The 25763-nt window shown below is 33.8% G+C and carries 28 protein-coding genes and 1 tRNA gene; 18 read left to right on the top strand and 11 right to left on the bottom strand.

The window, feature by feature from the left end:
* Positions 1-11 precede the first annotated feature (11 nt).
* Positions 12-1280, bottom strand: a complete 1269-nt coding sequence (locus tag ACZ5CF_RS04435; RefSeq protein ID WP_464580635.1) for a hypothetical protein — start codon at positions 1278-1280, stop codon at positions 12-14.
* Positions 1281-2009, bottom strand: coding sequence for a type III pantothenate kinase (locus tag ACZ5CF_RS04430; protein WP_464580633.1), 729 nt, complete (start codon positions 2007-2009; stop codon positions 1281-1283).
* Between the two features lie 105 nt (positions 2010-2114).
* Here ACZ5CF_RS04430 and ACZ5CF_RS04425 point away from each other — a divergent pair.
* From ACZ5CF_RS04425 to ACZ5CF_RS04370, 12 genes are all read left to right on the top strand, one after another.
* Positions 2115-2187: transfer RNA gene (locus ACZ5CF_RS04425), tRNA-Phe, on the top strand.
* A 190-nt stretch (positions 2188-2377) separates the two neighbouring features.
* A complete protein-coding gene (locus ACZ5CF_RS04420) occupies positions 2378-2713 on the top strand; it encodes an arsenosugar biosynthesis-associated peroxidase-like protein (protein ID WP_464580632.1) in 336 nt (111 codons plus the stop codon).
* Positions 2714-2736: 23 nt separating this feature from the next.
* Positions 2737-3792, top strand: coding sequence for an arsenosugar biosynthesis radical SAM (seleno)protein ArsS (gene arsS / locus ACZ5CF_RS04415; protein WP_464580631.1), 1056 nt, complete (start codon positions 2737-2739; stop codon positions 3790-3792).
* A 2-nt stretch (positions 3793-3794) separates the two neighbouring features.
* Positions 3795-4292 (top strand): rhodanese-like domain-containing protein, encoded by a 498-nt coding sequence (locus tag ACZ5CF_RS04410; RefSeq protein ID WP_464580630.1) that lies wholly within the window; start codon positions 3795-3797, stop codon positions 4290-4292.
* Positions 4282-4887, top strand: coding sequence for a TIGR04282 family arsenosugar biosynthesis glycosyltransferase (locus ACZ5CF_RS04405; RefSeq protein WP_464580629.1), 606 nt, complete (start codon positions 4282-4284; stop codon positions 4885-4887). Before ACZ5CF_RS04410 ends, ACZ5CF_RS04405 begins: the two co-directional genes overlap by 11 nt.
* Before the next feature lie 4 nt (positions 4888-4891).
* Entirely contained in the window at positions 4892-5707 is an 816-nt protein-coding gene (locus ACZ5CF_RS04400) for a purine-nucleoside phosphorylase (RefSeq protein WP_464580628.1), read from the top strand.
* A gap of 13 nt (positions 5708-5720) precedes the next feature.
* Positions 5721-6689, top strand: coding sequence for an arsenosugar biosynthesis arsenite methyltransferase ArsM (gene arsM / locus ACZ5CF_RS04395; protein WP_464580627.1), 969 nt, complete (start codon positions 5721-5723; stop codon positions 6687-6689).
* A 54-nt stretch (positions 6690-6743) separates the two neighbouring features.
* Positions 6744-7454, top strand: a complete 711-nt coding sequence (locus ACZ5CF_RS04390) for a DUF2490 domain-containing protein (RefSeq protein WP_464580626.1) — start codon at positions 6744-6746, stop codon at positions 7452-7454.
* 3 nt (positions 7455-7457) lie between these two features.
* A complete protein-coding gene (locus tag ACZ5CF_RS04385) occupies positions 7458-8348 on the top strand; it encodes a sterol desaturase family protein (RefSeq protein ID WP_464580625.1) in 891 nt (296 codons plus the stop codon).
* Positions 8341-9045, top strand: coding sequence for a DUF547 domain-containing protein (locus ACZ5CF_RS04380; protein ID WP_464580624.1), 705 nt, complete (start codon positions 8341-8343; stop codon positions 9043-9045). The genes ACZ5CF_RS04385 and ACZ5CF_RS04380 overlap by 8 nt, the downstream gene beginning before the upstream one ends.
* Positions 9038-9730 carry a TIGR04283 family arsenosugar biosynthesis glycosyltransferase gene (locus ACZ5CF_RS04375; protein WP_464580623.1) on the top strand — a complete coding sequence of 231 codons (693 nt, stop codon included), beginning with the start codon at positions 9038-9040 and terminating at the stop codon, positions 9728-9730. Before ACZ5CF_RS04380 ends, ACZ5CF_RS04375 begins: the two co-directional genes overlap by 8 nt.
* A gap of 52 nt (positions 9731-9782) precedes the next feature.
* A complete protein-coding gene (locus ACZ5CF_RS04370) occupies positions 9783-10328 on the top strand; it encodes a ClpP family protease (RefSeq protein WP_464580622.1) in 546 nt (181 codons plus the stop codon).
* Here ACZ5CF_RS04370 and ACZ5CF_RS04365 read toward each other — a convergent pair whose 3' ends face one another.
* Complete coding sequence (locus ACZ5CF_RS04365; protein ID WP_464580621.1) at positions 10329-11333, bottom strand: glycoside hydrolase family 113; 1005 nt, start codon at positions 11331-11333, stop codon at positions 10329-10331.
* 92 nt (positions 11334-11425) lie between these two features.
* On the opposite strand from ACZ5CF_RS04365, the gene ACZ5CF_RS04360 reads away from it, so the two are divergent.
* From ACZ5CF_RS04360 to ACZ5CF_RS04340, 5 genes are all read left to right on the top strand, one after another.
* Positions 11426-12718, top strand: a complete 1293-nt coding sequence (locus ACZ5CF_RS04360; RefSeq protein WP_464580620.1) for an NAD(P)/FAD-dependent oxidoreductase — start codon at positions 11426-11428, stop codon at positions 12716-12718.
* 6 nt (positions 12719-12724) lie between these two features.
* Positions 12725-14275: a 4Fe-4S binding protein gene (locus ACZ5CF_RS04355; protein ID WP_464580619.1), complete on the top strand. Its 1551-nt coding sequence runs from the start codon at positions 12725-12727 to the stop codon at positions 14273-14275.
* Between the two features lie 185 nt (positions 14276-14460).
* Entirely contained in the window at positions 14461-15150 is a 690-nt protein-coding gene (locus tag ACZ5CF_RS04350; protein WP_464580618.1) for a glycosyltransferase family 2 protein, read from the top strand.
* Positions 15151-16635, top strand: a complete 1485-nt coding sequence (locus tag ACZ5CF_RS04345) for a cellulose synthase family protein (RefSeq protein ID WP_464580617.1) — start codon at positions 15151-15153, stop codon at positions 16633-16635. It abuts the gene before it with no gap.
* Entirely contained in the window at positions 16635-17963 is a 1329-nt protein-coding gene (locus tag ACZ5CF_RS04340; RefSeq protein ID WP_464580616.1) for a mannosyltransferase, read from the top strand. Before ACZ5CF_RS04345 ends, ACZ5CF_RS04340 begins: the two co-directional genes overlap by 1 nt.
* On the opposite strand, the gene ACZ5CF_RS04335 is transcribed toward ACZ5CF_RS04340, so the two are convergent.
* The 6 genes from ACZ5CF_RS04335 to ACZ5CF_RS04310 are packed head-to-tail and all read right to left on the bottom strand — an operon-like array spanning position 17960 to position 23205.
* Positions 17960-18412, bottom strand: a complete 453-nt coding sequence (locus ACZ5CF_RS04335; RefSeq protein WP_464580615.1) for a hypothetical protein — start codon at positions 18410-18412, stop codon at positions 17960-17962. The genes ACZ5CF_RS04340 and ACZ5CF_RS04335 overlap by 4 nt on opposite strands.
* The gene (locus tag ACZ5CF_RS04330; protein ID WP_464580614.1) at positions 18412-19251 is read right to left on the bottom strand and encodes a pseudouridine synthase; all 840 of its coding nucleotides are present in this window, start codon (positions 19249-19251) and stop codon (positions 18412-18414) included. Before ACZ5CF_RS04330 ends, ACZ5CF_RS04335 begins: the two co-directional genes overlap by 1 nt.
* 36 nt (positions 19252-19287) lie before the next feature.
* Positions 19288-20244 carry a carbon-nitrogen hydrolase family protein gene (locus ACZ5CF_RS04325; protein WP_464580613.1) on the bottom strand — a complete coding sequence of 319 codons (957 nt, stop codon included), beginning with the start codon at positions 20242-20244 and terminating at the stop codon, positions 19288-19290.
* Complete coding sequence (locus ACZ5CF_RS04320) at positions 20241-21146, bottom strand: geranylgeranylglycerol-phosphate geranylgeranyltransferase (protein WP_464580612.1); 906 nt, start codon at positions 21144-21146, stop codon at positions 20241-20243. Before ACZ5CF_RS04320 ends, ACZ5CF_RS04325 begins: the two co-directional genes overlap by 4 nt.
* An 8-nt stretch (positions 21147-21154) precedes the next feature.
* Positions 21155-22090: a mevalonate kinase family protein gene (locus ACZ5CF_RS04315; protein WP_464580611.1), complete on the bottom strand. Its 936-nt coding sequence runs from the start codon at positions 22088-22090 to the stop codon at positions 21155-21157.
* A 32-nt stretch (positions 22091-22122) separates the two neighbouring features.
* Positions 22123-23205 carry a diphosphomevalonate decarboxylase gene (locus ACZ5CF_RS04310; protein WP_464580610.1) on the bottom strand — a complete coding sequence of 361 codons (1083 nt, stop codon included), beginning with the start codon at positions 23203-23205 and terminating at the stop codon, positions 22123-22125.
* Positions 23206-23359: 154 nt separating this feature from the next.
* On the opposite strand from ACZ5CF_RS04310, the gene ACZ5CF_RS04305 reads away from it, so the two are divergent.
* Entirely contained in the window at positions 23360-23773 is a 414-nt protein-coding gene (locus tag ACZ5CF_RS04305) for a TspO/MBR family protein (RefSeq protein WP_464580830.1), read from the top strand.
* Here the strand turns inward: ACZ5CF_RS04305 and ACZ5CF_RS04300 are convergent.
* Together ACZ5CF_RS04300 and ACZ5CF_RS04295 are read right to left on the bottom strand one after the other, a co-directional pair.
* Positions 23751-24980 (bottom strand): BaiN/RdsA family NAD(P)/FAD-dependent oxidoreductase, encoded by a 1230-nt coding sequence (locus ACZ5CF_RS04300; RefSeq protein WP_464580609.1) that lies wholly within the window; start codon positions 24978-24980, stop codon positions 23751-23753. The genes ACZ5CF_RS04305 and ACZ5CF_RS04300 overlap by 23 nt on opposite strands.
* Positions 24970-25668, bottom strand: a complete 699-nt coding sequence (locus tag ACZ5CF_RS04295) for a glycerophosphodiester phosphodiesterase (protein WP_464580608.1) — start codon at positions 25666-25668, stop codon at positions 24970-24972. The genes ACZ5CF_RS04300 and ACZ5CF_RS04295 overlap by 11 nt, the downstream gene beginning before the upstream one ends.
* Between the last annotated feature and the right edge of the window lie 95 nt (positions 25669-25763).

Here is a 25763-nt window from a genome sequence, read left to right as displayed (position 1 = left end):
TAAATTTTTGGTTAATCAAACTTTCGTTTTAAGAACCACTTATCGTTAAACGATAAACTGATTCTAACATTAAAATAATCTTCTCTAATTAAGTTTTTTTCTGTGGTACCTCTTCTTCCAATTTCAAAACCTAAATTTGCATTAGAAAAACCGGCAACCGGTAAACCTACTCCAAAAGATATGCCAAAGTTGTTTATTGGCTCTCCTTCTATCTCTAAGCCGGTATTATCTAACCTAACTCCTGCCCTGTAAACAACTCTACTCCAGTAACTATTAAATGAGTTGTACTTTGGTATAAAATAACCTCCGGCAGAAAAAGTATAGCCGTCTTTATAATTAATATTCTCTACTTGAATAAAAGGATTGTCAAATTTACTGATTTCTTTAAACTTATACTCTGCTCCAAAAAACCATTTGCGTTCTTGGCCTACTCCTAAACCAAAAGAGGTGTTCATTGGTAATGTTAATTCGGTTTCTTTTAGCCCCAGAGCTTCTAAATCTACCTCTTGTATATCGCGCGGGAAAATTGCACCGTTATCTAAAAGCTGTACAGTAGAAAATGTACGTCTGTTTTCTGAGTTTAATTTAGCTTCGGGAGAAAACGTTACCGTAGAACGCAACGTTAATTTATTATTTATTGGCTGTTTAAAGTTTAACGCAAAATTAAAATCAAAACCGCTTAAATCAGACCTGTTTATTTCTTGTGTTGCTAACTGTACGTTTTCTACACTCTTAATAGTTTCGTTTAGCACATTACCAAAATCGTAATTACCGGTTACACCTACAGAAAACGATTTGTTTAAGGCATATCCCATAGAGAAAAACACCCTATTAATACCTCCTTCACCGCTATATCTGGTGGCTGTTAAACCGGCTGCTTCATTTTGAAGAGTTTCTAAACCGTAGCCTACTGCTGTGTAGGGCAGCACCCCAAAACCAATTGCAGATTTTTGGCTTACCGGAATTCCAATCGCTAAATAATCAAAAGAAGTAGTTTCTTTAGTTTCTTTGGTTTCTGTGGTATTAAACCTGGTTACATTGTGTGTAAGCCCTCCGGTATACGTTGTTAATTTTAAATCTGCATAAGCAGCAGGGTTTTGCAAATTTAAGTGAATACTATCCGTAAAAATGCTTAACCCTCCCATAGACTGGTTTTCTATGGTTCCTTTAAATTTTAATTCACCTATTCCGTAGTATGAATATGGCGATGATGTTCCGTCTTGCGCATAAATTAACCCACCGGCTATAAGCGCCACAACAGTTAAAACCCTTTTTATCATTTAGCGTTTATTGTATTCTAAAATGTAATTCAGACCTTCTAAAAGAAAATTAGAATGGGCAAATATGGTATTTTTTAATCGTTTTGACAAAAAATCAGTGTCTCCACCTGTTAAAATAACTGTTAAATCTTTGTAGCGAGCTTTATACTGAGAAATTGTTGCATCTATTTCGTTAGTTATACCATTAACTACACCACTGTGAATGCTGTTTTGTGTGCTATCTCCAATTAAAAAAGAAATTTGCTCCGGTTCAAGCAATGGCAGGTTTGCTGTAAATTGGTTTAATGCTTTATATCGCATTGTTAATCCGGGAGAAATTGCTCCGCCTAAATACGCCCCATTTTCCGATAAAAAATCGTAGGTAACACAAGTTCCGGCACTTATAATTAACACATTTGTTTGCGAATATTTGTAGTAAGCTGCCGTTACCAAACACATTCTGTCTGTTCCTAGCGTAGTTTTAGTGTTGTACTTGTTAATAAAAGGAATATTGGTTTTAGCAGAAACCTTATACACTTTACAAAATACAGCCAACGCCTTATAATAACGCTCAGAAAGATTGGTAACCGAGCTTACAATGGCTGCATTTATGTTGGGATTTTGTTTAAAAACCGATTCTATTTGTGTTAAAAAACCTTGCTTATTAAACGTTTTTTTTAAAACTAAATCGTTATTTTTAAATACCCCAAGCTTAATAAACGTATTTCCGGCATCTATAACTAAATTCATAACGCATTCAAAATTAATTATCAAAGGTAAAAAACGTAATTTTTTATAAATTTTTTTTGGCGAATATTATTTTTTAAATTTATATTTGCACCCGCAAATGCAACTGGTGCCTTAGCTCAGTTGGTAGAGCAAAGGACTGAAAATCCTTGTGTCCCTGGTTCGATTCCTGGAGGCACCACGTTAAAAAACCCGAACAAATGTTCGGGTTTTTTTGTTGTAATAACCTAACATCTTCACCCTTTATCTTTTCATTATTTTAATTTGTTAGTTTTCAGCTTACTAAATTACTACAGCAAACCTTTTACATTTTATTTGTAAAGTAATTTATATCTTTTCGTCTTAATTAATCAAAAAAATAAAATAGCATCATGCAAAAAACATATTATGATCCGGCCGATTTAAAAAAATTCGGAAAAATAACCGATTGGAATCAAGAATTAGGAGAAAAGTTTTTTGAGTACTACAACAAGGTTTTTGAGGAGGGAACGTTGTCTGCCAGAGAGAAATCGTTAATAGCCTTGGCAGTAGCACATACCATACAGTGCCCATATTGTATAGATGCCTATACCGGAGACGGCTTACAGCGCGGTATTACTAAAGAAGAAATGATGGAAGCCCTACATGTAGCCGGTGCTATTAGAGGAGGTGCATCATTAGTGCACGGTGTACAGATGATGAATAAGTACAATAAGCTTTCAATGTAATTTTAACACAACCCAATGTAAACATGGCCACTAAATCACTTACTGCCAGGCATAACGAACTTGCAAACACAGAGAAACAACTAGAAATATTATCTAACGGTATTTTTAAAAATGGTGAGCTCCCTACCTTTAGCGAGAAATTAAAGCAGCATAACCATTTTCCGCTTAAACCTAAAAAATTAGAAATACTGCAAATTAATGTGGGCTACATGTGTAACCAAGTATGCTCTCATTGCCATGTAGATGCCGGCCCCGATAGAAAAGAAATAATGACCAAAGAAACCATGCAGCAATGCCTGGAAGTTATAAAAAATACAGGTGCTCATACCTTAGATTTAACCGGAGGCGCCCCAGAGATGAACCCTAATTTTAGGTGGTTTGTAGAAGAGGCTTCTAAAGCCGGTATTAAAGATTTTATTGTTCGCTCTAACCTTACCATTATTGTTGCCAATAAAAAATACCACGATTTACCGGAGTTTTTTAAAAAACATAACGTTCATGTGGTTTCTTCGTTACCTTTTTATAAACGAGAAAAAACAGACCGTCAACGTGGTGATGGCGTTTTTGATAAATCCATACAAGCTCTAAAAATGCTAAATGCCGTAGGTTATGGTAAAGAAGGTTCGGGTTTAAAGTTAGATTTAGTGTACAACCCTGCCGGAGCTTTTTTGCCTACCAACCAAGAAGCTATGGAGCGTGATTTTAAAAAAGCACTAAAAGAAGATTTTAATATAGAGTTTAACAACCTGTTTGCGATAACCAACCTTCCTATTAGCAGGTTTTTAGAATATTTAATTGCTTCAGAAAACTATGAAGATTACATGTATGCATTAGTAGATGCTTTTAATCCGGCTGCTGTAGCCAATGTTATGTGTACCAATACGTTATCGGTTAGTTGGGACGGTTGGCTGTACGATTGCGATTTTAACCAAATGTTAGGGTTAAAAGTAGCTAATAAAATAAACCATATATCTAATTATAACGAAACAGAATTACAAAATAGAAACATTGTAATCTCTCAACATTGTTATGGTTGTACTGCCGGTTCAGGTAGTAGCTGCCAAGGAACTGTTGCTTAATTATGAGAACCTGTTTTATTGTTTTAAGTATGTGGCTTACTACGTTTGGATGGGCGCAAGAGTCTATGAATTTGTTATTGAAAACGCTCAATACCGAAAGTGTTCCCTACATTAAAGCTAAAGAATTAGCTGCCAACCTTGAAAATTATGTTATTCTTGATGCCAGAACTATAAAAGAGTTTGAGGTAAGCAGGCTAAAAAATGCACATTTTATAGGTAGCAAAGGTATTTCTTCTAAAAAAATTAAAACCATAATTCCTAATCCGGATACTCCGGTAGTAGTTTATTGTACTTTAGGAGTACGCTCTGAAGATGTAGCTGAAAAGTTGGTTAAAATAGGATTTAGCAATGTTTATAATTTATACGGAGGTATAATAGAATGGAAAAATCAATCCTACCCCATTTATAACAACCAAAATAAACCTACAGATTCAGTACATACTTATTCTTGGTTTTGGGGATTGTATTTAAAAAACGGATATAAAATTTATGACAGATAGCGCTATTATAATTTTTACCAGAAACCCCGAGTTGGGGAAAGTAAAAACACGCCTTGCAAAAACAATTGGTGATACTGCAGCCTTAAACATTTATAAGTTTTTAGTACAGCACACGGTTAATATCACTAAAAATATACCGTGCCAAAAATTTGTTTACTACACTAATTTTATTGACAAAACAGATGTGTGGGATGCTAACATATATCAAAAAAAAATACAGTCTGGTGCTACTTTAGGAGAGCGCATGCATAACGCATTTAAAGATGTATTAAATAGCTATAATAAAGTTATTATAATAGGTACAGACATGTTCGCTTTACGTCAAGAAGATATTGAAAATGCATTTAATGTTTTAGAAACCAACCATGCTGTAATTGGTCCGGCTTTAGATGGTGGTTATTATTTGTTAGGACTTAAAAACCAAATTCCAAAAGATATTTTTAACAACAAACAATGGAGCACAGAAACCGTATTAAAAGATACACTCAACGACTTAAAAAACCATAATGTATATTTGCTTGATGTTAAAAATGATATAGATACTTACGATGATATAAAGGATATAGATATTTTACAATCTTTTATAAAAAAATAAACTTATGACATTAGAACAATTAGAAAAAACTACAGAATATTTACAAGGCAAAGGATTTTTAAACCCGGAGATTGGCGTAGTTTTAGGAAGTGGTTTGGGGCAATTGGTAGAACAAATAGAAAACCCTATTGAAGCGCACTACAACCACATTCCGTTTTTTCCACTGGCAACAGTAGAGTTTCACTCCGGAAAACTAATTTACGGAACATTAGAAAACAAAAAAGTTGTAGTGATGCAAGGGCGTTTTCACCTGTATGAGGGCTACAATTTAATAGATGTTACTTACCCAATTAGAGTTATGCACAAGTTAGGGATTAAGCATTTAATTATTTCTAATGCTGCCGGTGCTATAAATTTAGAATACAAAAAAGGAGATATGATGCTTATAGAAGATCACATAAACCTTCAAGGTGGCTCTCCGTTAGCATTCAAAGATGTTGCCGAGTTTGGTGAGCGTTTTGTAGATATGAGTAATCCTTACGATACTAACATGCGCAACATTTTACAAGAGACTGCAAAAAAAGAAGGTATTACCCTTCATAAAGGTGTTTATGCATCGGTTGTTGGTCCGCAATTAGAAACCAGAGCAGAGTACCGATTTTTAAAAACTATTGGCGCAGATGCCGTAGGCATGAGTACTGTACCCGAGGTAATTGTTGCTAATCATTTAAAATTACCCGTAGTGGCAGTGTCAGTTTTAACAGATGAGTGCGACCCAGATAATTTAAAACCAATAAGCGTTGCAGAAATTATAGAAATTGCAGAACGCACCCAACCCAAAATGATTAAACTCTTTAGAGGGCTTTTACAATCACTTTAGTAAATCAAAAAAAATGAGCTACTTAGAAACCACTAAAAATGTATATAAAGAAGCAGCGTTAACACCAGATGTTGGACTTTGCTGCACCACCAATCCTGTTTGGGAATTACCCGGATTAAAAATTCCAAAAATTATGCAAGACATGAACTATGGTTGCGGGAGCACCGTTCATGCTAGAGATTTGGTAAGAAATCCTAAAATCCTGTACGTAGGTGTTGGTGGCGGAATGGAGCTATTGCAGTTTGCGTATTTTTCTCGTCAAAAAGGAGGTGTAATTGGTGTAGATGTTGTTGATGAAATGCTGGAAGCCTCACGCAAAAACTTTAAAGAAGCCGAAGCATTAAACCCATGGTTTAAAAGCGAGTTTGTAGATTTAAGAAAGGGCGATGCGCTAAACCTCCCCGTAGAAGACAATAGCATTGATGTTGCTGCCCAAAACTGTTTATTTAATATTTTTAAAGAAGATGATTTAAAAAAAGCCATTGCTGAAATGTATAGGGTTTTAAAACCGCACGGGCGCTTAGTTATGAGCGATCCAACTTGCGAGCAGCCCATGAATGAAACCCTTAGAAACGATGAACGTTTACGCGCACTTTGTTTAAGTGGTAGTTTACCCATTGCAGAGTATGTAAAAATGCTTACCGATGCCGGTTTTGGCACCATAGAAATTAGAGCCAGAAAACCCTATAGGATTCTTGATCCTAAAAATTACCCAACAGATGAATTAATTTACATTGAGTCTATAGAGGTAGCAGCTATTAAAGACCCAATGCCCGAAGATGGCCCATGTGTGTTTACAGGTAAAGCGGCTATTTATTTTGGTGAAGATGATTATTTTGATGACGGAAAAGGTCATGTTTTACTAAAAAATCAGCCTCTTGCCATTTGTGATAAAACAGCTTCAGCATTGGCTGCATTAAACCGTGATGATATTTTTATAAGTAAATCTACTTGGCATTACGATGGTGGCGGATGCTGCTAAAAAAACTTAAAAAAACCTAATACTTACTCAAACAGCTATAAACTTAACAGTATTATGAAAAAACTTTTTTTGTTATTTATACTTGTTAGTCCTACGTTATTTTTTGCACAAGCTCAATCAGAAAAAATGTATGGCACCTGGAACACCATATTAACCAACTATAACCTAAACGAAAAATGGTTTTTATTTAATGAATTTCAGATTAGACGCACCAATTTTATGACCGATTGGCAACAGTTTATTGTAAGACCATCAATTAACTACAGAGCCAACGAAACCGTAACTTTTACAGCCGGATATTCGTATATAAAAAACTATTCTGACGCATTTGATGCTCAAGAAAATAACGTTTGGGAAGAAGTACAATTACAACACAGCTCAGGACAATCTAAATTTAAGCATCGCTTTAGGTTTGAGCAACGTTTTATAGAACAGTTTGCAGAAACTGCCTTGGGTGTTTATGAAAAGGTAGATACTGATTTTTCTATGCGATGGCGCTATCGTATAACATGGAGCTTACCTCTTTTTTCCATAAAAAACAAAAAACTATCGTTTACTGTTTTTGATGAAATTTGGTTTTTAACAGGAAAAAAAGTTGTCCCAAGAGATTTTAATCAAAATTGGTTTTATGTTGGGGTATCGTATCCAATACTTAACAAAACATCTTTAAGCATTGGTTACATGAATGACTATGGTAAAATTGGTGATGATTTATTTAGAGACAATAACGTAATACAAACCACATTAAAATTTAGCCTAAATTAAGGCATGGAAAAATACCTAAACATAATAGAAAACTCATACAAAGGGTATTTTAATTATTTAAAACACGAAATAACCACTTTAGATTGGGACAACTATTTTTATGGTCTCATAATTATCTCTGTTGTTGTTTGGCTTTTAGAACTTTTGTTCCCGTGGCGTAAAAATCAGCCTGTTTTTAGGAAAGATTTTTGGCTGGACACCTTTTACATGTTCTTTAATTTTTTTCTGTTAAACTTAATAGTTTTAATTGCACTTTCTAATACTGCAGCGCAACTGTTTAATGATTTGCTGAGTGTTTTTGGCGTACAACTATCAGATTTTCAAATTGTAAATATTGGGCAACTGCCAAAGTGGTTAGGGCTAACTATTTTTTTCTTGGTAAGTGATTTTGTTCAGTGGAACACCCACAGGCTATTGCACCGTGTGCCGGCACTTTGGAACTTTCATAAGGTACACCATTCTGTAAAACAAATGGGGTTTGCTGCCCATTTACGTTATCACTGGATGGAGCCCGTTGTATATAAATCTTTACTGTATATTCCTATTGCAATAATAGGTGGTTTTAATGCACAAGATGTAGCAATTGTACACTTTTTTGCTTTAGCAATTGGCCATTTAAACCACGCCAATTTGGGGTGGGATTACGGGTTTTTAAAATACATTTTTAACAATCCTATAATGCATATTTGGCATCATGCTAAACACTTACCTCAACATGCAAGGTATGGAGTTAACTTCGGACTAACATTAAGTATTTGGGATTACATTTTTAAAACAGATTACATACCACATTCCGGCAGAGATATTGAGCTTGGGTTTGAAGGAGACGAAACTTTTCCGGAAGATTTTATAAACCAAGAGCTATACCCTTTATCTAAAAAAAAGAGTGATTAGAAACATTGTAATATTTGGTATTGTTTTATTTTTTGGATTTACAGCAACTTCCCAAAAAGTTAATCACGCACTGTTTGATGTTGTTTTAAGTGAGTATGTTTCTGAAAACGGATCGGTTAACTATGCTAAGCTATCAGAAAACAAAAAACAGCTTCATGCATATTTAAATGAACTTGTAAAAAACAGCCCGAAAACTACTTGGGCTAAAGAAGAAAAGTTAGCCTACTGGATTAATGCTTACAATGCTTTTACCTTAAAAGTTGTAATAGATAATTACCCAATAAAAAGCATTAAGGATATAGACAATGTGTGGCACAAAAAATTTATTCCAATAAATGGCAATCTTATTTCTTTACATTATATAGAACATACCGTTTTACGTAACCTAAACGAGCCCAGAATTCATTTTGCCATCAATTGTGCATCGGCCTCTTGCCCTAAGCTACTCACAACAGCTTATTTGCCTGAAAAAATATACCAACAATTAGATTTTGCCACTAAAGCATTTATAACAGACACATCGAAAAACAAGATAACAGCTACACAATTAAAACTATCTAAAATTTTTAAATGGTATAAGAATGATTTTGATGTAGCCGGTGGTGTTGTTACCTTTATACAAAAGTATTCTGATATTGAGATTTCTGATGCTGTTAAAATTAGTTATCTACCTTACGATTGGCAGTTAAATGAATAAGATTTCTGTTATTATTCCGGTTTTAAACGAAGCAGAGAATTTAAAACAATTACTGCCTTATTTAGCTGCAAATAGCACCAACTTTATTAACGAAATTATTATTGTAGATGGAGGCAGTACAGATAATACCGTTACTATTGCAAAATCTTATAAGCACGTTACTGTATTAAGCTCTAAAAAAGGAAGGGCTAACCAAATGAATGCAGGTGCAATTGCAGCTAAATCAAATATACTATACTTTTTGCATGCAGATACCTTTCCGCCAGAGGGGTTTGATGCTCGTATTGTTAACTACGTAAATAAAGGGTTTACTGCCGGATGTTTTAGGTTAAAATTTAACAGCAAACATTGGGTTTTAAGGCTATCACAATGGTTTACCAGATTTAACCTGAGAATTTGCAGGGGTGGCGACCAATCTTTGTTTGTTACGCAAGGCATTTTTAAATCTTTAAATGGTTTTAACCCGGCTTATGTTATATACGAAGATTGCGAGTTTATAAACAGACTTTATAAAGCCAGTACATTTAAAGTTATTCCTGATTATGTAACTACCTCTGCCCGCAAATACAGTAAAAATGGTACGGTAAAATTGCAATTTCATTTTGCTGTAATTCATTTGTTGTATTGGTTAGGTGCTTCACCTAAAAACCTATATAATTACTACAAAAAAAATATCGTTGCCTAATAGGGTTTTAATCCTTACTTTTAGCTCAGATTAATCATATTTAATGTGTACTATGGATTATAAGCCAAAGAAAACTCAAGATATTATAGACAATAAGCTACTTAGCGAACGAAAAGTGTTTTTATGGGGGCAGGTAGACGATGATTCTGCCAAGCATGTAATAGATCGTTTATTGTATTTAGATTTACTAGAAAACAAAGAAATTCAGTTAATAATTAACAGCCCGGGAGGTTATGTAACTTCCGGATTTGCTATTTACGATACTATTAAAGCTCTAAAAAGCCCGGTATCTACCATTTGTACAGGGCTTGCAGCTTCTATGGGCTCTATTTTGCTTTCTGCCGGAGAAAAAGGCAGACGTTTTATTTACCCACATGCTAAGGTAATGATTCATCAGCCTAGTGGCGGAGCAAGAGGTCAAGCTTCTAACATAGAAATTCAAGCTCGCGAAATTTTAAAAACTAAAGAGCTTGGTGCTAAAATTTTAGCCGAAAATTGCGGTCAAACAGTAGAAAAAGTAATGAAAGATTTTGATAGAGATTATTGGATGGATGCCAAAGAATCTCTTGAGTATGGTATTGTAGATGGTATACTGTAATTAATACCTTCTGTAAACTTGTTTAATAAGATCTTCAGCCGGTTTATTCTGTGGAGTAAATCGGCTGTCTTTTGTTGGGTTAATGGTTCTGTAACCATCAAACCATTTCCATAAAAACCCGCCGGCAAACCATGTTTCACTCCAAAAAACATCATACAAAGCAGAAAGCGCATTTACTTGTGCTGTAGCGTTTACTTGATTGTTTTCTCTGCTAAAATCCCAAGGTTTTTTTGCAGTATAATCTACACTTCTGTAACCATACTCTGTAAATAAAATTGGTTTTTTTAAACTGTCTGAAACCGCTTTTATTAGTTTTTTATAGGGCTGCCAAGCAGTAATAAGCTCTTGCTTGGTTGGTGTTTTACTACTACTTAGCGGAAAATAGGCATCGATTCCTATATAATCTAACTTGTGTAAAAAAGGCACTTGGTTAAAACAATCCCAGTTCTCTGCATAGGTAAGTTTTCCTGAGTAAACCTTTTTAATTTTATTAATTAATGAATTCCAAAACTCTGGTCGTTCTTTTACAAAAATTTCTAGTTCTGTACCAATACAAAAAAGAGCAACTTTATGCTCTTCTGCCAGTTTAGCAAACTCTAAAATATAGTTCTCGTAGTTTTTTTTGAATGTTATCCATTCTTTATCAGAAGGCATAGATATTGTTCCGGTAAACACACCTCTCCATATCCAAATTTGTGGCTTTAACATAATTTTAAACCCTCTATTGTTAAAGAGTTCTATTGTTTTGCTAACCCCTTCTTTTCGTTCTCCCCACCATTGTCTATCTACATTAAAAACTAAAGCCGATGTATCTTTTTTTTGCATAAAAGCAAATGGCATTATAGCCACCCAATTAGCATTAACTTTTTCTACAGGTGTTATGTGATTTTTGTTAATGGGTTTAGGACCTCCCACAAAACTAATTCCGTTAATTTTCTCGGTAGGATACTCTAATCCGCATGCCGTAAAAAGCAGCACTATAATAAGTGGCTTTAATGTTTTCATCTTAAAAAATATCTCTAAATTTAGTGAAACTAAAAATTAAGATTAAGTTTTTTATTTTTTTCCGACCAACTTTTCAAGTAAACTAAGCCTATATGGAGCATGTTGTAATAATTGGTAATGGTATATCTGGTATTACTGCAGCCAGACATATTAGAAAATTATCTAACAAAAAAATTACTGTTATCTCTGCAGAAACTGATTATTTTTTTTCGAGAACTGCCCTAATGTATGTGTACATGGGACATATGAAATTTGAACACACGCAACCCTACGAAAATTGGTTCTGGAAAAAAAACAATATTAATTTAATAAAAGCCTTTGTAACCCATATAGACACTGAAAAGAATACCTTAAAATTAGATAATAACCAAACGTTAACATATAGTAAACTTATTTTAGCAACCGGAAGTAAGCCCAATAAATTTGGGTGGCCCGGTGAAGATTTAAAAGGTGTACAAGGTCTATACAGTAAACAAGATTTAGATAGTTTAGAGAAATATGCTCCCAATAACCAGATATGCAAAAGAGCCGTAATAGTTGGTGGTGGTTTAATAGGCATTGAGCTTGCAGAGATGCTTTCTACCAGAAACATACCTGTTACGTTTTTGGTTAGAGAACGTAGTTTTTGGAATGGAGTGCTCCCCAAAGAAGAATCTGAAATGGTAAACAGGCATATTCTAGAACATCATATAGATTTGCGCTTGGGGGTAAATTTGCAAGAGATTAAAGCTGATGAATCCGGGTATGCAAAATCGGTAGTTATAAAAGAAACCGGAGAAGAAATACCATGTAATTTTGTTGGGCTCACAGCAGGTGTGTCTCCTAATATTGACTTTTTAAAACAAACGCCTATAGAAACCGATAAAGGTATTTTGGTAAATAGGTATCTAGAAACCAACATCCCGAACATTTATGCCATTGGTGACTGTGCACAACAAAGAGAACCCATAGAGTATAGAAAACCTGTTGAAGCCGTTTGGTACACAGGTAGAATGATGGGCGAAACTGTTGCGCATACCATTTGTGGAAACAGAACTCCTTACAATCCGGGACCTTGGTTTAATTCGGCTAAATTTTTTGATATAGAATATCAAACTTACGGTTGGGTTTGGGCAACAAAAAAACCTTACGAAGAACAATTTTATTGGGAACATAAAAGTGGTAAAAAAAGTATTAGAATTGCTTTTGATAAACACTCGCAAAAATTTCTTGGCATTATTGCCATGGGAATACGATTAAAGCACGATTTCTTTGATCGTGTTTTGCGTGAAGAAAAATCTGTATCGTATGTTTTATCTAATTTAGAAAAAGCAAATTTTGACCCTGAGTTTTTTAATGCATTCGAAAAAAGTTTTAAATCAGCATTCTTTGCTCAAAGTAAATAACTGTTTATGAATAATTCGGCTAAAAATATAATTATAAGTACTACACCTAAAGCCTTAACTATAGTGCAAAAATTAGCGGTTGTTTTAGGAATGTTGGGCGTGGGTATTTTAACCTTGTCTTTAACCAATGTGCAGTTTCCTAACAAAAGCTTTTTTTTGTGGTTATCTATTTTTTGTATTGGTTTAGGCATCATGATTTTTTCTAACAATGCTTACCTAAACAAACCAGAAGGAATAAAAAATAATGGTGTTTGGTTTAAGTCTATCTCATCTAAAGGGCTTATAGGATGGATTACTGCTGTTGCACTTACACTTTTTTATGTAGCACTTTATTGGTTTCCTGAGTATTTAGGCTTGCAAGCTAATGGTAATCATACCGGTATTATTGCATTATTTGACCCTTTAAGCAGAATTTTAAGTGGTAACCCTGCCAGCCAATGGTTTGTGTATGGCACATTATACACAGTAGCTATTTTATTTTTTGGATATAAGTTTATTTTAAAATATCGGCATAATAAATATCAAATAAACAGAACCATATCGGTTATGTTTTTTCAGTTAGCTTTTGCCTTTTTAATTCCGGAATTTATGGCCAAACTTAACTACCCGTATTACGATTTAAAAAATATGTGGCCACTTAATTATTATTTCTTTTTTGATTGGAATATTAAAGGCTTTTTAAATAGCGGTACCGTTGGCTTAGCCATGTTAATTTTCGGAATAGCCTCTATTTTTATAATATCACCTATTCTTACTTATTTTTATGGTAAACGTTGGTATTGCAGTTGGGTTTGCGGTTGTGGCGGATTGGCAGAAACTGCAGGAGACCCATTTAGGCATCTTTCCAGTAAAAAACTTAGCGCCTGGAAACTAGAGCGATGGCTTATACACTTAGTATTAGTTTTTGCTGTTGTAATGACCATTGCCGTTGTGTACTCTTTTTTAGGCAAAAACCCAAAACAAAGTATTATAACACAATCTCAATTTATTTGGGGTGTTGTAATTTTTTTAACTGCATTAATTACAGCTATTTTTTATTACAAACGTAAAGAGTTAAATAAAGATGCACAGTATGCCGCTATATCAATATTTGCAATAGTAATAGGCACACTATTAATTGGTCATTTTTCTGATGCTCGTTCAATTTTCTTTATTGATACACTTACACTCAGAAAAACATATGGTTTTTTAATAGGTGCAGCTTTCTCGGGAGTAATTGGTGTTGGGTTTTACCCAATTTTTGGAAGTAGAGTTTGGTGCAGATTTGGTTGCCCAATGGCTGCTATTTTGGGAATACAACAACGGTTATTTTCACGATTTAGAATAACAACCAATGGCGGTCAATGTATTTCTTGCGGTAATTGCTCTGTTTATTGCGAAATGGGTATAGATGTTAGAGCGTATGCCCAAAAAGGCGAAAATATTATTCGTGCCAGTTGTGTAGGATGCGGTATTTGTAGTGCTGTTTGCCCTAGAGGAGTTTTAAAATTAGAAAACGGACCGTTGACTGATAGAATTACACAAGTAAAGTATCCTTTAGGAAATAACTTAAAATAAGTACTTAGTTTAAAAATAATTACCAATCTCATTAAAGTAATAGAGGCTTGTATAAGTTTTATTATTGGTAATTTTAAAAAACATGCTTATTAAGTAGTTGTATTATTCTCCAGATTTGTTGTTTCTTTACACTCCAATAAACCTAACATACTTTTTTAAACTAAAGCTAATTGCTTACCCAACCAATGCCAGTAATAAAAGTTATTATTCCTGCTTATAACGAAGCCAACTCAATAGGTAAAGTAATTGCAGAAATTCCGGAAATTGTAGATGAAATTATTGTTGTAAACAACAACTCTACAGATCAAACAGTTGCAGAAGCACAAAAAGCCGGAGCCACTGTTCTTACCGAAAACAAAAGAGGTTATGGTTATGCTTGCCTTAAAGGAATAAATTACATAAACTCGCAATCCAAAAAGCCCGATATAATCGTATTTATAGATGGGGATTATTCTGATTACCCGGAAGAATTAACAAAAGTGGTAGCACCAATTATTGAGCAAGACATAGACCTGGTTATAGGGGCTAGAACAAAACAACTTAGAGAAAAAAATGCAATGACTCCGCAACAGGTTTTTGGTAATTGGTTGGCTACTTTTTTAATGCGTATTATTTTTAATGCTAAATTTACCGATTTGGGTCCGTTTAGAGCCATTAAATATAATAAGCTTTTAGCTCTGAATATGACCGATAAAACTTACGGCTGGACAGTAGAGATGCAGCTAAAAGCATTGCGCCAAAAATATGCATATACCGAAGTACCAGTACGTTACAAAAAAAGAATTGGAGTCTCAAAAGTTTCAGGAACCATAAAAGGTACTATCTTTGCAGCCGTAAAGATATTAGGTTGGATCTTTAAATATAGTTTTAAATAAATGAATTTAATTATTTCGTACATCATCATTGCTATTTACAGCACCGCGCTGTTGCTTATCTTTTTTTACAGTTTGGCTCAGCTTAATCTGTTAATTAATTACTTAAGCTACAAACGTAAAGAACAAGAAGCGCCAAAGTTTAATTTGTTAGACCCAACCCAAATTCCTTACGTTACGGTACAATTGCCTATTTATAACGAAGAGTATGTTGTTGGTAGGCTATTAGAAAATATTTCAAAATTAGAGTACCCAAAAAACAAACTAGAAATTCAGGTTCTTGACGATTCTACAGACGACTCTGTTAAAGAAACAGCCCGATTAATTAAAGAGCTGCAAGAAACAGGGTTAGATATAAAGCACATTAGAAGAGAAAATAGAGTTGGCTTTAAAGCAGGTGCATTAAAAGAGGGGCTTAAAGTTGCCAAAGGCGAGTTTATTGCCATTTTTGATGCCGATTTCTTGCCGGAACCGGATTGGTTAAAGAAAACCGTTCCTTATTTTAAAGATCCTCAAATTGGCGTAGTTCAAACCCGTTGGGGACACCTAAACAGAGACTACTCTTTACTTACTAAAATACAAGCCTTTGCCTTAGATGCGCATTTTACGTTAGAGCAAGTAGGACGTAATGCTAAAGGGCATTTTATTAATTTTAATGGCACAGCAGGTATTTGGAGAAAACAATGTATAGAAGATGCTGGAAACTGGGAAGGCGATACTCTTACCGAAGACTTAGATTTAAGCTATCGAGCTCAGCTTAAAAACTGGAAATTTAAGTATTTAGAAGATGTAGAAACTCCTGCCGAGCTTCCTGTTGTTATTAGTGCTGCGCGCTCACAACAATTTAGATGGAACAAAGGAGGTGCAGAAAACTTCAGAAAAACCGTTTGGAGTGTTATTACCGCTAAAAACATTCCGTTTAAAACTAAGTTTCATGGTGTTATGCATTTATTAAACAGCACTATGTTTTTATGTGTTTTTACAGTTGCCATACTAAGTATTCCTATGCTGTACATTAAAAACACATATGGGCATTTAGACTGGGTTTTTGAGCTTACAAGCTTCTTTATTGTAAGTACCATAATCTTGTTTATTTGCTACTGGTTTACCTATAAAAGTATTCAAGGAAGCGGATTCGATAATTTTATAGATTATATTAAGCTGTTTTTTAGCTTCTTTTCTGTGGCGCTTGGTTTCTCATTACACAACACAGTTGCCGTACTTGAAGGGCATATGGGTAAACGAAGCGAATTTGTTAGAACACCTAAATTTAACATTCAAAGTTTAAAAGACTCCTGGAAAGGCAACAAATATATAACTAACAACCTATCACCAAACACTATACTTGAAGGTATTTTAGCTATTTATTTTTTATTTGGTATGTATAGTGCTATACCTTTAAATGATTTTGGTTTATTTCCTTTTCATTTTATGCTTTTTGTAGGGTTTGGTTATGTTTTCATGAAATCGCTTACAGCTAAAGCGTAATGCTTACGTATTTAAAGCTAAATAAAACACCTCTTTTAACAGTTTTTTTAAGTATAGTATTTTATGTAAGCTTTGCCTATTATTTAGATCGAGCCGATTTTATAAAACTTTGCAGCCTTTATGTTGCACTTTTTTACTTTGCTTTTAAGCTCATAAAAATAACCGGTAATAATTTTACTTTTTTATTAATTGCCGGAATAGTTTTTAGGTTAGTATTTATTGCTGCAACCCCAAACTTATCTCAAGATTTTTATAGATTTATTTGGGATGGAAAGCTCCTTTTACAAGGAATTAATCCTTATCAATACACTCCAGATTTTTTAATTACAACCGCTAACTTTAATGATGCTTACTTGCTTCATGAAAAAATGGGATGGCTCAGCGCATCTCATTATTCAAACTATCCTCCTTTAGCACAACTATATTTTGCACTCTCCGTTTTAATGGGGCTTAAAACTATTACAGGAAGTGTAATTGTTATGAGATTACTGCTAATTTTAGCTGACATTGGAATTTTAATATATGCGAAAAAAATACTTGAAAAGTTTAACCTCCCCAAGCAAACGTTATTTTGGTATTTTTTAAATCCTTTAATTATTATAGAAATTACAGGCAACCTTCACTTTGAAGCCCTAATGCTATTATTGTTAAGCATTGCCATTTACTATTTAGCAATAAAAAATAATTACCTTTCTGTAGTTGCATTTTCCGGGGCTGTTTTGGTTAAACTACTGCCTTTAGTTCTCTTACCAATTATATGGCGTTATTTAGGGTTAAAAAAGGGATTTATTTATTGCTTAGGGGTAATAGTAATTAGCATTAGTACGTTTATGCTTTTTACACCTTTACAACTACTAGACAATTATGCCCAAACATTGTCTCTTTGGTTTATAAACTTTGAGTTTAATGCAAGCATTTACTATTTAGTTAGAGAAATCGGGATGCATATTACCGGCTATAATATTATTAAAACTGCCGGACCTATATTATCTGTAATAACACTTTTAATAATATTGGCAATTACATTAAAGAAACCCGTACTCTCTGTACAGCAACTTTTTAAAGTAAGCACCTTAGCTATTACTGTGTATTTATTTTTTGCTACAACTGTACACCCATGGTATTTAAGCACGCTTTTACTACTATGTGTTTTTTGTAATTATAAATACCCTTATTTATGGAGTTTGCTAATAATTTTAAGCTACATAACATACAGCAACCCACTATACGAAGAAAATTTATGGATGGTAACATTACAATACACTCTTGTTTACAGTTTGTTTATTTATGAGCTTGTTTTTAAAAAAAGTGAAACTATTGCGCACTAAGCTTTTTTGTTAACTGCAGCAAAAAACAGATTTACAAAATATAGAATTTGGACAGCAAAAAACACAAAACACGATAAAAGCAATACTTGGTCTTCTACCAGAATAGTTTCATAAACATGTTTGTTACGTGCATCATAAGTATTTATAACAAAAAGTTTTGGGAAATAAATGCCCAGTAAAGCTAACAATGTAAAAAACAAGTGTATAGCTGTTAGTAAAAACGACAACTCTTTTTTTAATGTTATTACTATAAAATATCCTAGCCCGCAAAGTAGTAACCAAAATCCGATTGGAATAGTAAGTGTAAATACACTAATTACTAAATACCAATCACTAACAGAGAAATCTGCTGTGGTATCTTTTACAAGCATACAGAAACTCAAAACAAGTAATACGTAAAACCATACCACGAAATGAGGTTTTCGTAATATGATTTCTTTGAGTTTCATTATAGCATTCTTAAGTTAATAATCTCTTGTTCTGTTAAAAATCTCCAATGCCCTCGTGGTAAGTCTTTCTTAGTAAGTCCGGCAAAAACTACTCTATCTAATTTAATAACTTGATATCCTAAATGTTCAAAAATTCGCCTAACAATTCGGTTTCTGCCGCTATGTAGTTTTACTCCTACTTCTTTTTTGGAAGCATTCTCAATATACGAAATTTCATCAACATGTATTGGCCCGTCTTCTAAAATCAAGCCTTCTTCTATTTTCTTAAAATCGTCTGATTTTAAATTTTTATCTAATACAACATGGTAAATTTTACGAACTCCATGCTTTGGATGTGTTAATTTTTTTGCCAAATCACCATCATTAGTAAATAATAGCAATCCGGTAGTGTTTCTGTCTAATCTACCAACAGGTACAAGTCTGGTTTTAGAGGCTTTAGACACTAGTTCCATAACTGTACGCCTTCCTTTCTCATCTTTTGTAGTTGTAATAAACCCTTTAGGTTTATTTAAAAGAATATATTCTTTTTTCTCGGGTGTAATCACTTTACCGTCAAACTTCACTACATCGGTTGGTTTAACTTTATAACCCATTTCTGTAACAGGCTTATCGTTAACCGTTACACTTCCGGCAGCTATATAAATATCTGCATCACGTCTTGAGCAAATTCCAGAGTTAGCAATGTATTTGTTTAGTCTGATTAATTTACTTTCTTGAGAATTGTTTCCTCTTTGGGTATTTTTTTTAATTGGAGCGTTCCCTCTTGCAAAACTTCTCTTTTTTGCACCTCCTCCTTGTCTTCCAGAGAATTTTCCTCTGCTTCTATCTGATCTGCTCATAAATTTTATGCTAAATTTTCGTGCAAAGGTACGTAATTAATTATCGTTAATTTGTAACGTGCTTTGTCTATCTGTATTTATTATAAGTTTTGTAACGTCAGGTCTTGAATAATGACCAACAGGATCAAAATTCTGACGTTCTTCCAGGACTCTGCTGTATGTAAGTGTTTTTACAATTAATGTTTCTTTATTACACACAGGCTCAATAATCCACTCGCCATCCGGTCCGGCTATACAGCTTCCTCCATTAGCAAGTATATCTGGTGCTTTATGCAAAATTTTATCTAAATGTGGTGTGTTTTCGGGGAAATCTTCTTTTCTCATTAATCCTGATACAGAAATCACATACGACCTTGATTCTCTAGCAATAAAACGTGTTATATCTTGTGTATTGTGTTTACTTCCGGGCCACACTGCTATATGTAAATTTTCTCCTTGCGCATATAGGGCTGCTCTGGGTAAAGGCATCCAATTTTCCCAACAGTTTAGCCCTCCAACAGAAAACTGTTTTAATGCATGCACTTTAAGTCCGTGGCCGTCTCCGGGAGACCATGTTAATCGTTCATCATAAGTAGGTTGCAGTTTTCTGTGAACAGATTTAATCTCTCCGTATTGATCTATATAAACTAATGATGCATAAATACTATGCCCTCCTCTATCTAAAGGGCGTTCTATAATTCCTAAATAAACGGCTATTTTGTATTGCTTGGCTAAAAAACATATCTCGTTTAAATCTCCTTTTTCTATCTGAACAGCATTCATTACATAATGTGCATGTAGCTCTTTATTTACTTGCGTATTCCAAGCTGCACCATCGGTAAGTGCTAACCAAAAAGGATACCCGGGCAATAAAGCTTCTCCAAACACAACCAACTCTACCCCTTGCTTCCCGGCTTCTATTATATATTTTTTTATTTTCTGAAGGGTCTCTTGTTTGTTAAGCCAAACCGGTGCCATCTGCGCTAACCCCACTGTGAGAGTACTTAAACTCATAACACTTTATTTAAAACCAAATTAATATCTATCAACAAAATACTAAAAACACCTAAAACAATAATGCTTTTTAAAATGTTATGCAGCCAAACGTATTGTTTTTTACTGGTAGATTTCCAGAGTAATCCTAAAAATAAAATTAAAAGCACTGTACTCACATAAAAATATAAGTACATATAACCCACGTTAAAGTATTTTATAAGTAAAAAAATAGGTAGCAAGGTTATTAAAACAAAAAAGGTGATAATTTTTTTTGATGTTTTTTCGCCGTAAAGTATGGGTATGGTTTTATAATCTAGCAATAAATCTCCTTTAATGTTCTCTAAGTCTTTTACAAATTCTCTTATTAAAATTAAAAGAAAAAGATAGGTGGCATGTACAAAAATTACCAAATCAAAATTCTTGTAATAAATAAACACCACGAAAAATGGTGTAATTGCCAAGATTGCAGATACTATATTACCAACAAAAGCAATCCTTTTTAATTTGTGCGAGTAAAGCCAAATACCAAAAATATATGCCGAAAAAAACAGTACTGCTCTGAACGATACGTAACTGGCAAACAAAACAGAAAGCATATTTAAAATAAAGTACCCACTTAATTTTGTTCGCTGGCTAACCATGCGGTCTAACATAGACTTTCTGGGTCTGTTTATTAAATCTTTTTCAGAGTCGTAAAAGTTATTAATAATATAGCCTGCAGCAATTGCTAAAGCAGATGCGGTTACCAGCACAAATAAATTGGGGTCTAACACCACTTGTCGTAACGGTCTGTTATGTGCCAATATATAAACTGAAGCTAAATATTGAGCCAAGGTTATAATTAAAATATTATAACCCCTAACAACAGAAAACAAGCTAAATAGCTTAATGAGTAGTTGTTTATTTTTTTGGGTAAACATGTGGTGTTTTAGAAGTTGTACACCACCTCTAATTTATGTCCTTTTAAAGCTTTTTTTGTTTTTTCAATATCTTGGGTAAATCCTAAAATGTACCCTCCACCACCAGAACCACATAATTTGAGGTAGTATTCTCCGGTTTCAATGCCTCTTTTCCATAGATCATGAAACTGCTTCGGAATCATTGGCTTAAAATTATCAAACACTACATTAGACAGTTGTCTTAAATTAGAAAACAACGATTTTACATCGCCTTTTAAAAAATCGTCGACACAAGCATCTGTATGTTTAATAAATTGATCTTTGAGCATTTGTCTGAAGCCTTCGTGCTTCATGTTTTCCATAAATATCTGAACCATAGGAGCGGTCTCTCCTGTAGTACCACTATCTAATAAAAACACTGCTCCTTTGCCTTGCTTTTGAGACGGAATTCCGGTAGGCTCAATATTATCTTTAGAATTAATTAAAATTGGTATGCTTAAATAACTGTTTAGCGGGTCTAATCCGGAAGATTTTCCGTGAAAAAACGACTCCATTTCTCCAAAAATGTTTTTAAGTTTTAGGAGTTTTTCACGGGTTAAATTTTCTAAAACTGTTATTTTATTAAACGCATACTTATCGTAAACTGCAGCAACCAAAGCCCCACTACTACCAACTCCATATCCTTGAGGTATAGAGCTATCAAAATACATCCCGGCCGCAATATCTTCTCTTAGCTTTTTTAAATCAAACTGAACTAAATCGGGTTGTTTATTGGTAAGTGCTTCTAAATAATCAGCAAACTTTTTTAAGTTCTCATTAGATGCTTTTGCCTTGGCAGATAAATTATTATCTACTTTAAGCGCTCCATTGTAAAAATTATACGGTATAGAAAGCCCTTTAGAGTCTTTTATAATACCGTACTCCCCGAATAGAAGAATTTTTGAATAAAAAAGCGGTCCTTTCATATTTTTTTTTGGGACTAATAACGTTATTAAAACTACAATTTTTTTGCTCCCAATCCAATTTTATCGCAAATATATTGCCCCCCTTCACAATATGCAACTAATTCATTCTTAATGAAATGGTAAATTTTATCTTTTTCATTATCAGGATATAAAACATGAACATTTGCTCCGGCATCTAACGTAAAGCAAATATTGCTTTGGGTTGCCTCTCTAAACTGCCAAATTGCATTAATTATACTTAGTGTGTTAGGATGCATTAAAATGTAATACGGAGAGGATGTCATCATCATAGCGTGTAAGGTAAGTGCCTCTAACTCTACCACATTAATAAATGTTTGTAGATCTCCTTCTTCTAAAGCAGTTAATAATTTACTTAAATTATGATGTGCTTGGTTAAATCTTTGCTCTGCAAAAGGATGGTTATGCATTAAATTATGCCCGGCACTACTACTTACTTTTTTTTGTCCTTTATCTACCAATAAAATAGTATCATGAAAAGTGTTAAAAATAGGATCTATTTTATTTTGCAAAGGCTCTCCATATAAATTTGTACTATTATTTACAGCTTTGTGTTTGCCCCAAACAACAAGTGGCCCTGTTACGCTTCTGCAAGCACTGCCAGATCCTAAACGAGCTAAAAAAGATGCTTTTTTATTAAAGTAGCTATTGGTTATAGCAGGATTTATCTCTTTTTCTATACTCATTAAACACAGTGCCAATGCACTCATACTACTTGCAGATGATGCTATGCCACTGCTATGCGGGAAAGAGTTTGAGGTTTGAATTGTAAAATGGTAGTTTTTTATAAAAGGTATATAGGGTGAAATCCTTGTGAAAAACTGCGCTATTTTAGGCCTAAAAGACGGTTTTTCTTCTCCTTCAAAAAATAAATCAAAACTAAAATTATCTGTAGCCTTTTCTAAAGGTTTATAATTAACTGTAGTAGTGGTTGTACTCTTGCTTAATGTAAAACTAACTGATGGGTTAGCCGGTATTTGATTTTCTTTTTTTCCCCAATATTTTACCAGTGCTATGTTACTGGGTGCTTGCCATGTAATTTTTCCTTCAGGCAAGACTTTGGGCATGTTATCAAATAAAAAATCGTTTTCCTGCATAAAAAACTTTTTTTGCAAATATACTTCTATATCAGGCAGTAAACCTTACAATTAAATAAATTATTACTTTAGTGGTAAACCTAAATAATCTTTCTTGACCAAAAAAGTAAGGCATATAGGTATCGCCGTTTTAGTTTGTTTAGCTGTTGGCTATATGTCTGGCTATGCAACACAAAGCTCAGTTTCTGATTGGTATGTTGCTTTAAATAAACCCTCTTTTAATCCGCCTAATTGGATTTTTGGTCCGGTTTGGACAGTACTTTATATTTTAATGGGAGTTGCAGCCGGATTGGTGTGGAGTAAAGGGTTTTACCATATTTGGGTTAAAACAGCATTATATCATTTTGGGTTTCAGTTGCTTTTTAATGCAATGTGGAGCATAGTGTTTTTTGGCTTTAAAGCACCGTTTTGGGCACTAATTATAATAGTAGCTCTCGTATTGCTAATTGTATTAACCATTAAATGGTTTAAAGTGGTTAGTAAAGTTGCTGCTTATTTATTGTATCCTTATTTAGCTTGGGTGCTATTTGCAACAGCTTTAAATTTTATGATTTGGAAACTGAATTAACAGCAATAGCTTTAGCTGCTAAGTAAGCACCTGTCCATGCGTTTTGAAAGTTAAATCCGCCGGTAATTGCATCTATATCTAACACTTCTCCGGCAAAGTACAACGAATCAAAAAGCTTACTTTTAAATGTTTTAAAGTCAACTTCTTTTAAGCTAACACCTCCGGCAGTTACAAACTCTTCTTTAAATGTACTTTTCCCGGTAACGTTAAATTCGCATTGAGTTAATTGATTGGCTAAGATTCTTATTTGTTGTTTACTTATTTCTGCCCATGTTAGTGTTTCCGGTATAGCTGCTGCATTAACTAAAGATTGCCACAAACGTTTTGGAATTGAAAAAGCATTGTTAGCATAAATTGTTTTACCGGGTGTTTTTTGTTTTAATGAAATTAAAATTTCTTCGGCTTCATACGTACCAGTATCGTTTAACCAATTAACTACCAAAGTAAAGTTGTACTTTTTGGTATTTAACTCTCTTGCTCCCCATGCAGATAGTTTTAGTATTGCCGGACCACTTAACCCCCAGTGCGTTATTAAAACTGCTCCTTGGGCAAATAATTTACTTTGTTTTATTTGTGCTGTTGCATTAACTGCTATTCCTGCTAAGTTTTTTATACGATTGTCTTTTATATTGAATGTAAAAAGCGATGGGACCGGATTTACTATCGTATGACCTAATTTAGCCAACATATTCCAGATTTTATCACTACTCCCTGTTGCAATTACAACAGAATCTGCATATATGGTTTTAGTTGTTGTTGTAACTTCCCAAATACCTTCCGGATTTTGCTGTAATGCTGTTACACCTTCTTTAGTTAGTAATGTTATTTTGTGTTTATTAACCAAATCAATAAAACAATCTATAATACTCTGCGAATTATTTGACTTAGGAAAAACTCGCCCATCTTCCTCAATTTTTAAAGGCACTCCTCTATCTTGAAACCAAGCCATAGTGTCTCCGCTACAAAACTGATAAAACGGACCAATGAGTTCTTTTTCTCCTCTCGGATAATTTTTTGCCAGCTCTTTAGGGTTGAATTCTGCATGGGTAACGTTACATCTGCCCCCACCTGAAACTTTTACCTTTTGTAGTACATTTTTACTTTTTTCTACAATGGTTACAGTAAGATTTGGATTTAACTCTGCAATATTGATTGCTGCAAAAAAACCGGCAGCACCACCACCTACTATTAAAACATTAGTTTTCATGAACACGTTCCGGATAGTCTGTTATTATTCCATCTACTCCCCACTCTTTAAATCTTGCAATATCTTTGGGCTTGTTTACTGTAAAAACATGCACTTTAAATCCTTCCTGGTGCATTTTTTTTAATATTGGTTCTGAAAGTAAATTATAGTCTACATGAATTGCAACAGCGTTAATTTCTTTTGCAAATAAAATAGCTTCTTCCGGATTGCTTTCTGTTAAAACAGCAACAGGTATTTGCGGACTTAAAAGTTTAAATTTCTTTAACTCTTCCCAATTAAAACTCGAAACCAAAAAATCATCGGGAGCATAGGGGGTTTTTTGTATATATCTGTTTAAAATAAACGAAACATTGCTCGCCGTACTTTTTCCTTTTAGCTCAATATTTAACGCAACTTTCTTTTTAACTGTGTTTAATACATCTTGGAGGGTTGGAATAGCATATTCCCCTGCTACTTTATATTGAGTGAGCTGTTTATACGTATAGTCAGATATTTTTCCTTTACCATTAGTGGTTCTATTTAATGTGGTGTCGTGCATAAGTACAATTTCTCCACTACTACATTTATGGACATCAAATTCTACCATTTGTGCTCCAAGTTCTATTGCTTTCTCTATAGATTGTATAGTGTTTTCTGCAACATGCCCTTTTGCTCCACGGTGACCAATACTAATGGTTTTATTTTTCATTTTGTTGCAACTAATTAATAATAAAAAAGCCAAGCAGTAAAGTTTAAACTTACTCATAACCTTTTTACTTTTTAAGGCTCAAAAATAGTGTTTTA

This window comes from Lutaonella thermophila, from assembly GCF_055387725.1.
The sequence above is the reverse complement of the archived record's forward strand: the minus strand, read 5'-3'. Positions and strand labels throughout refer to the sequence as shown.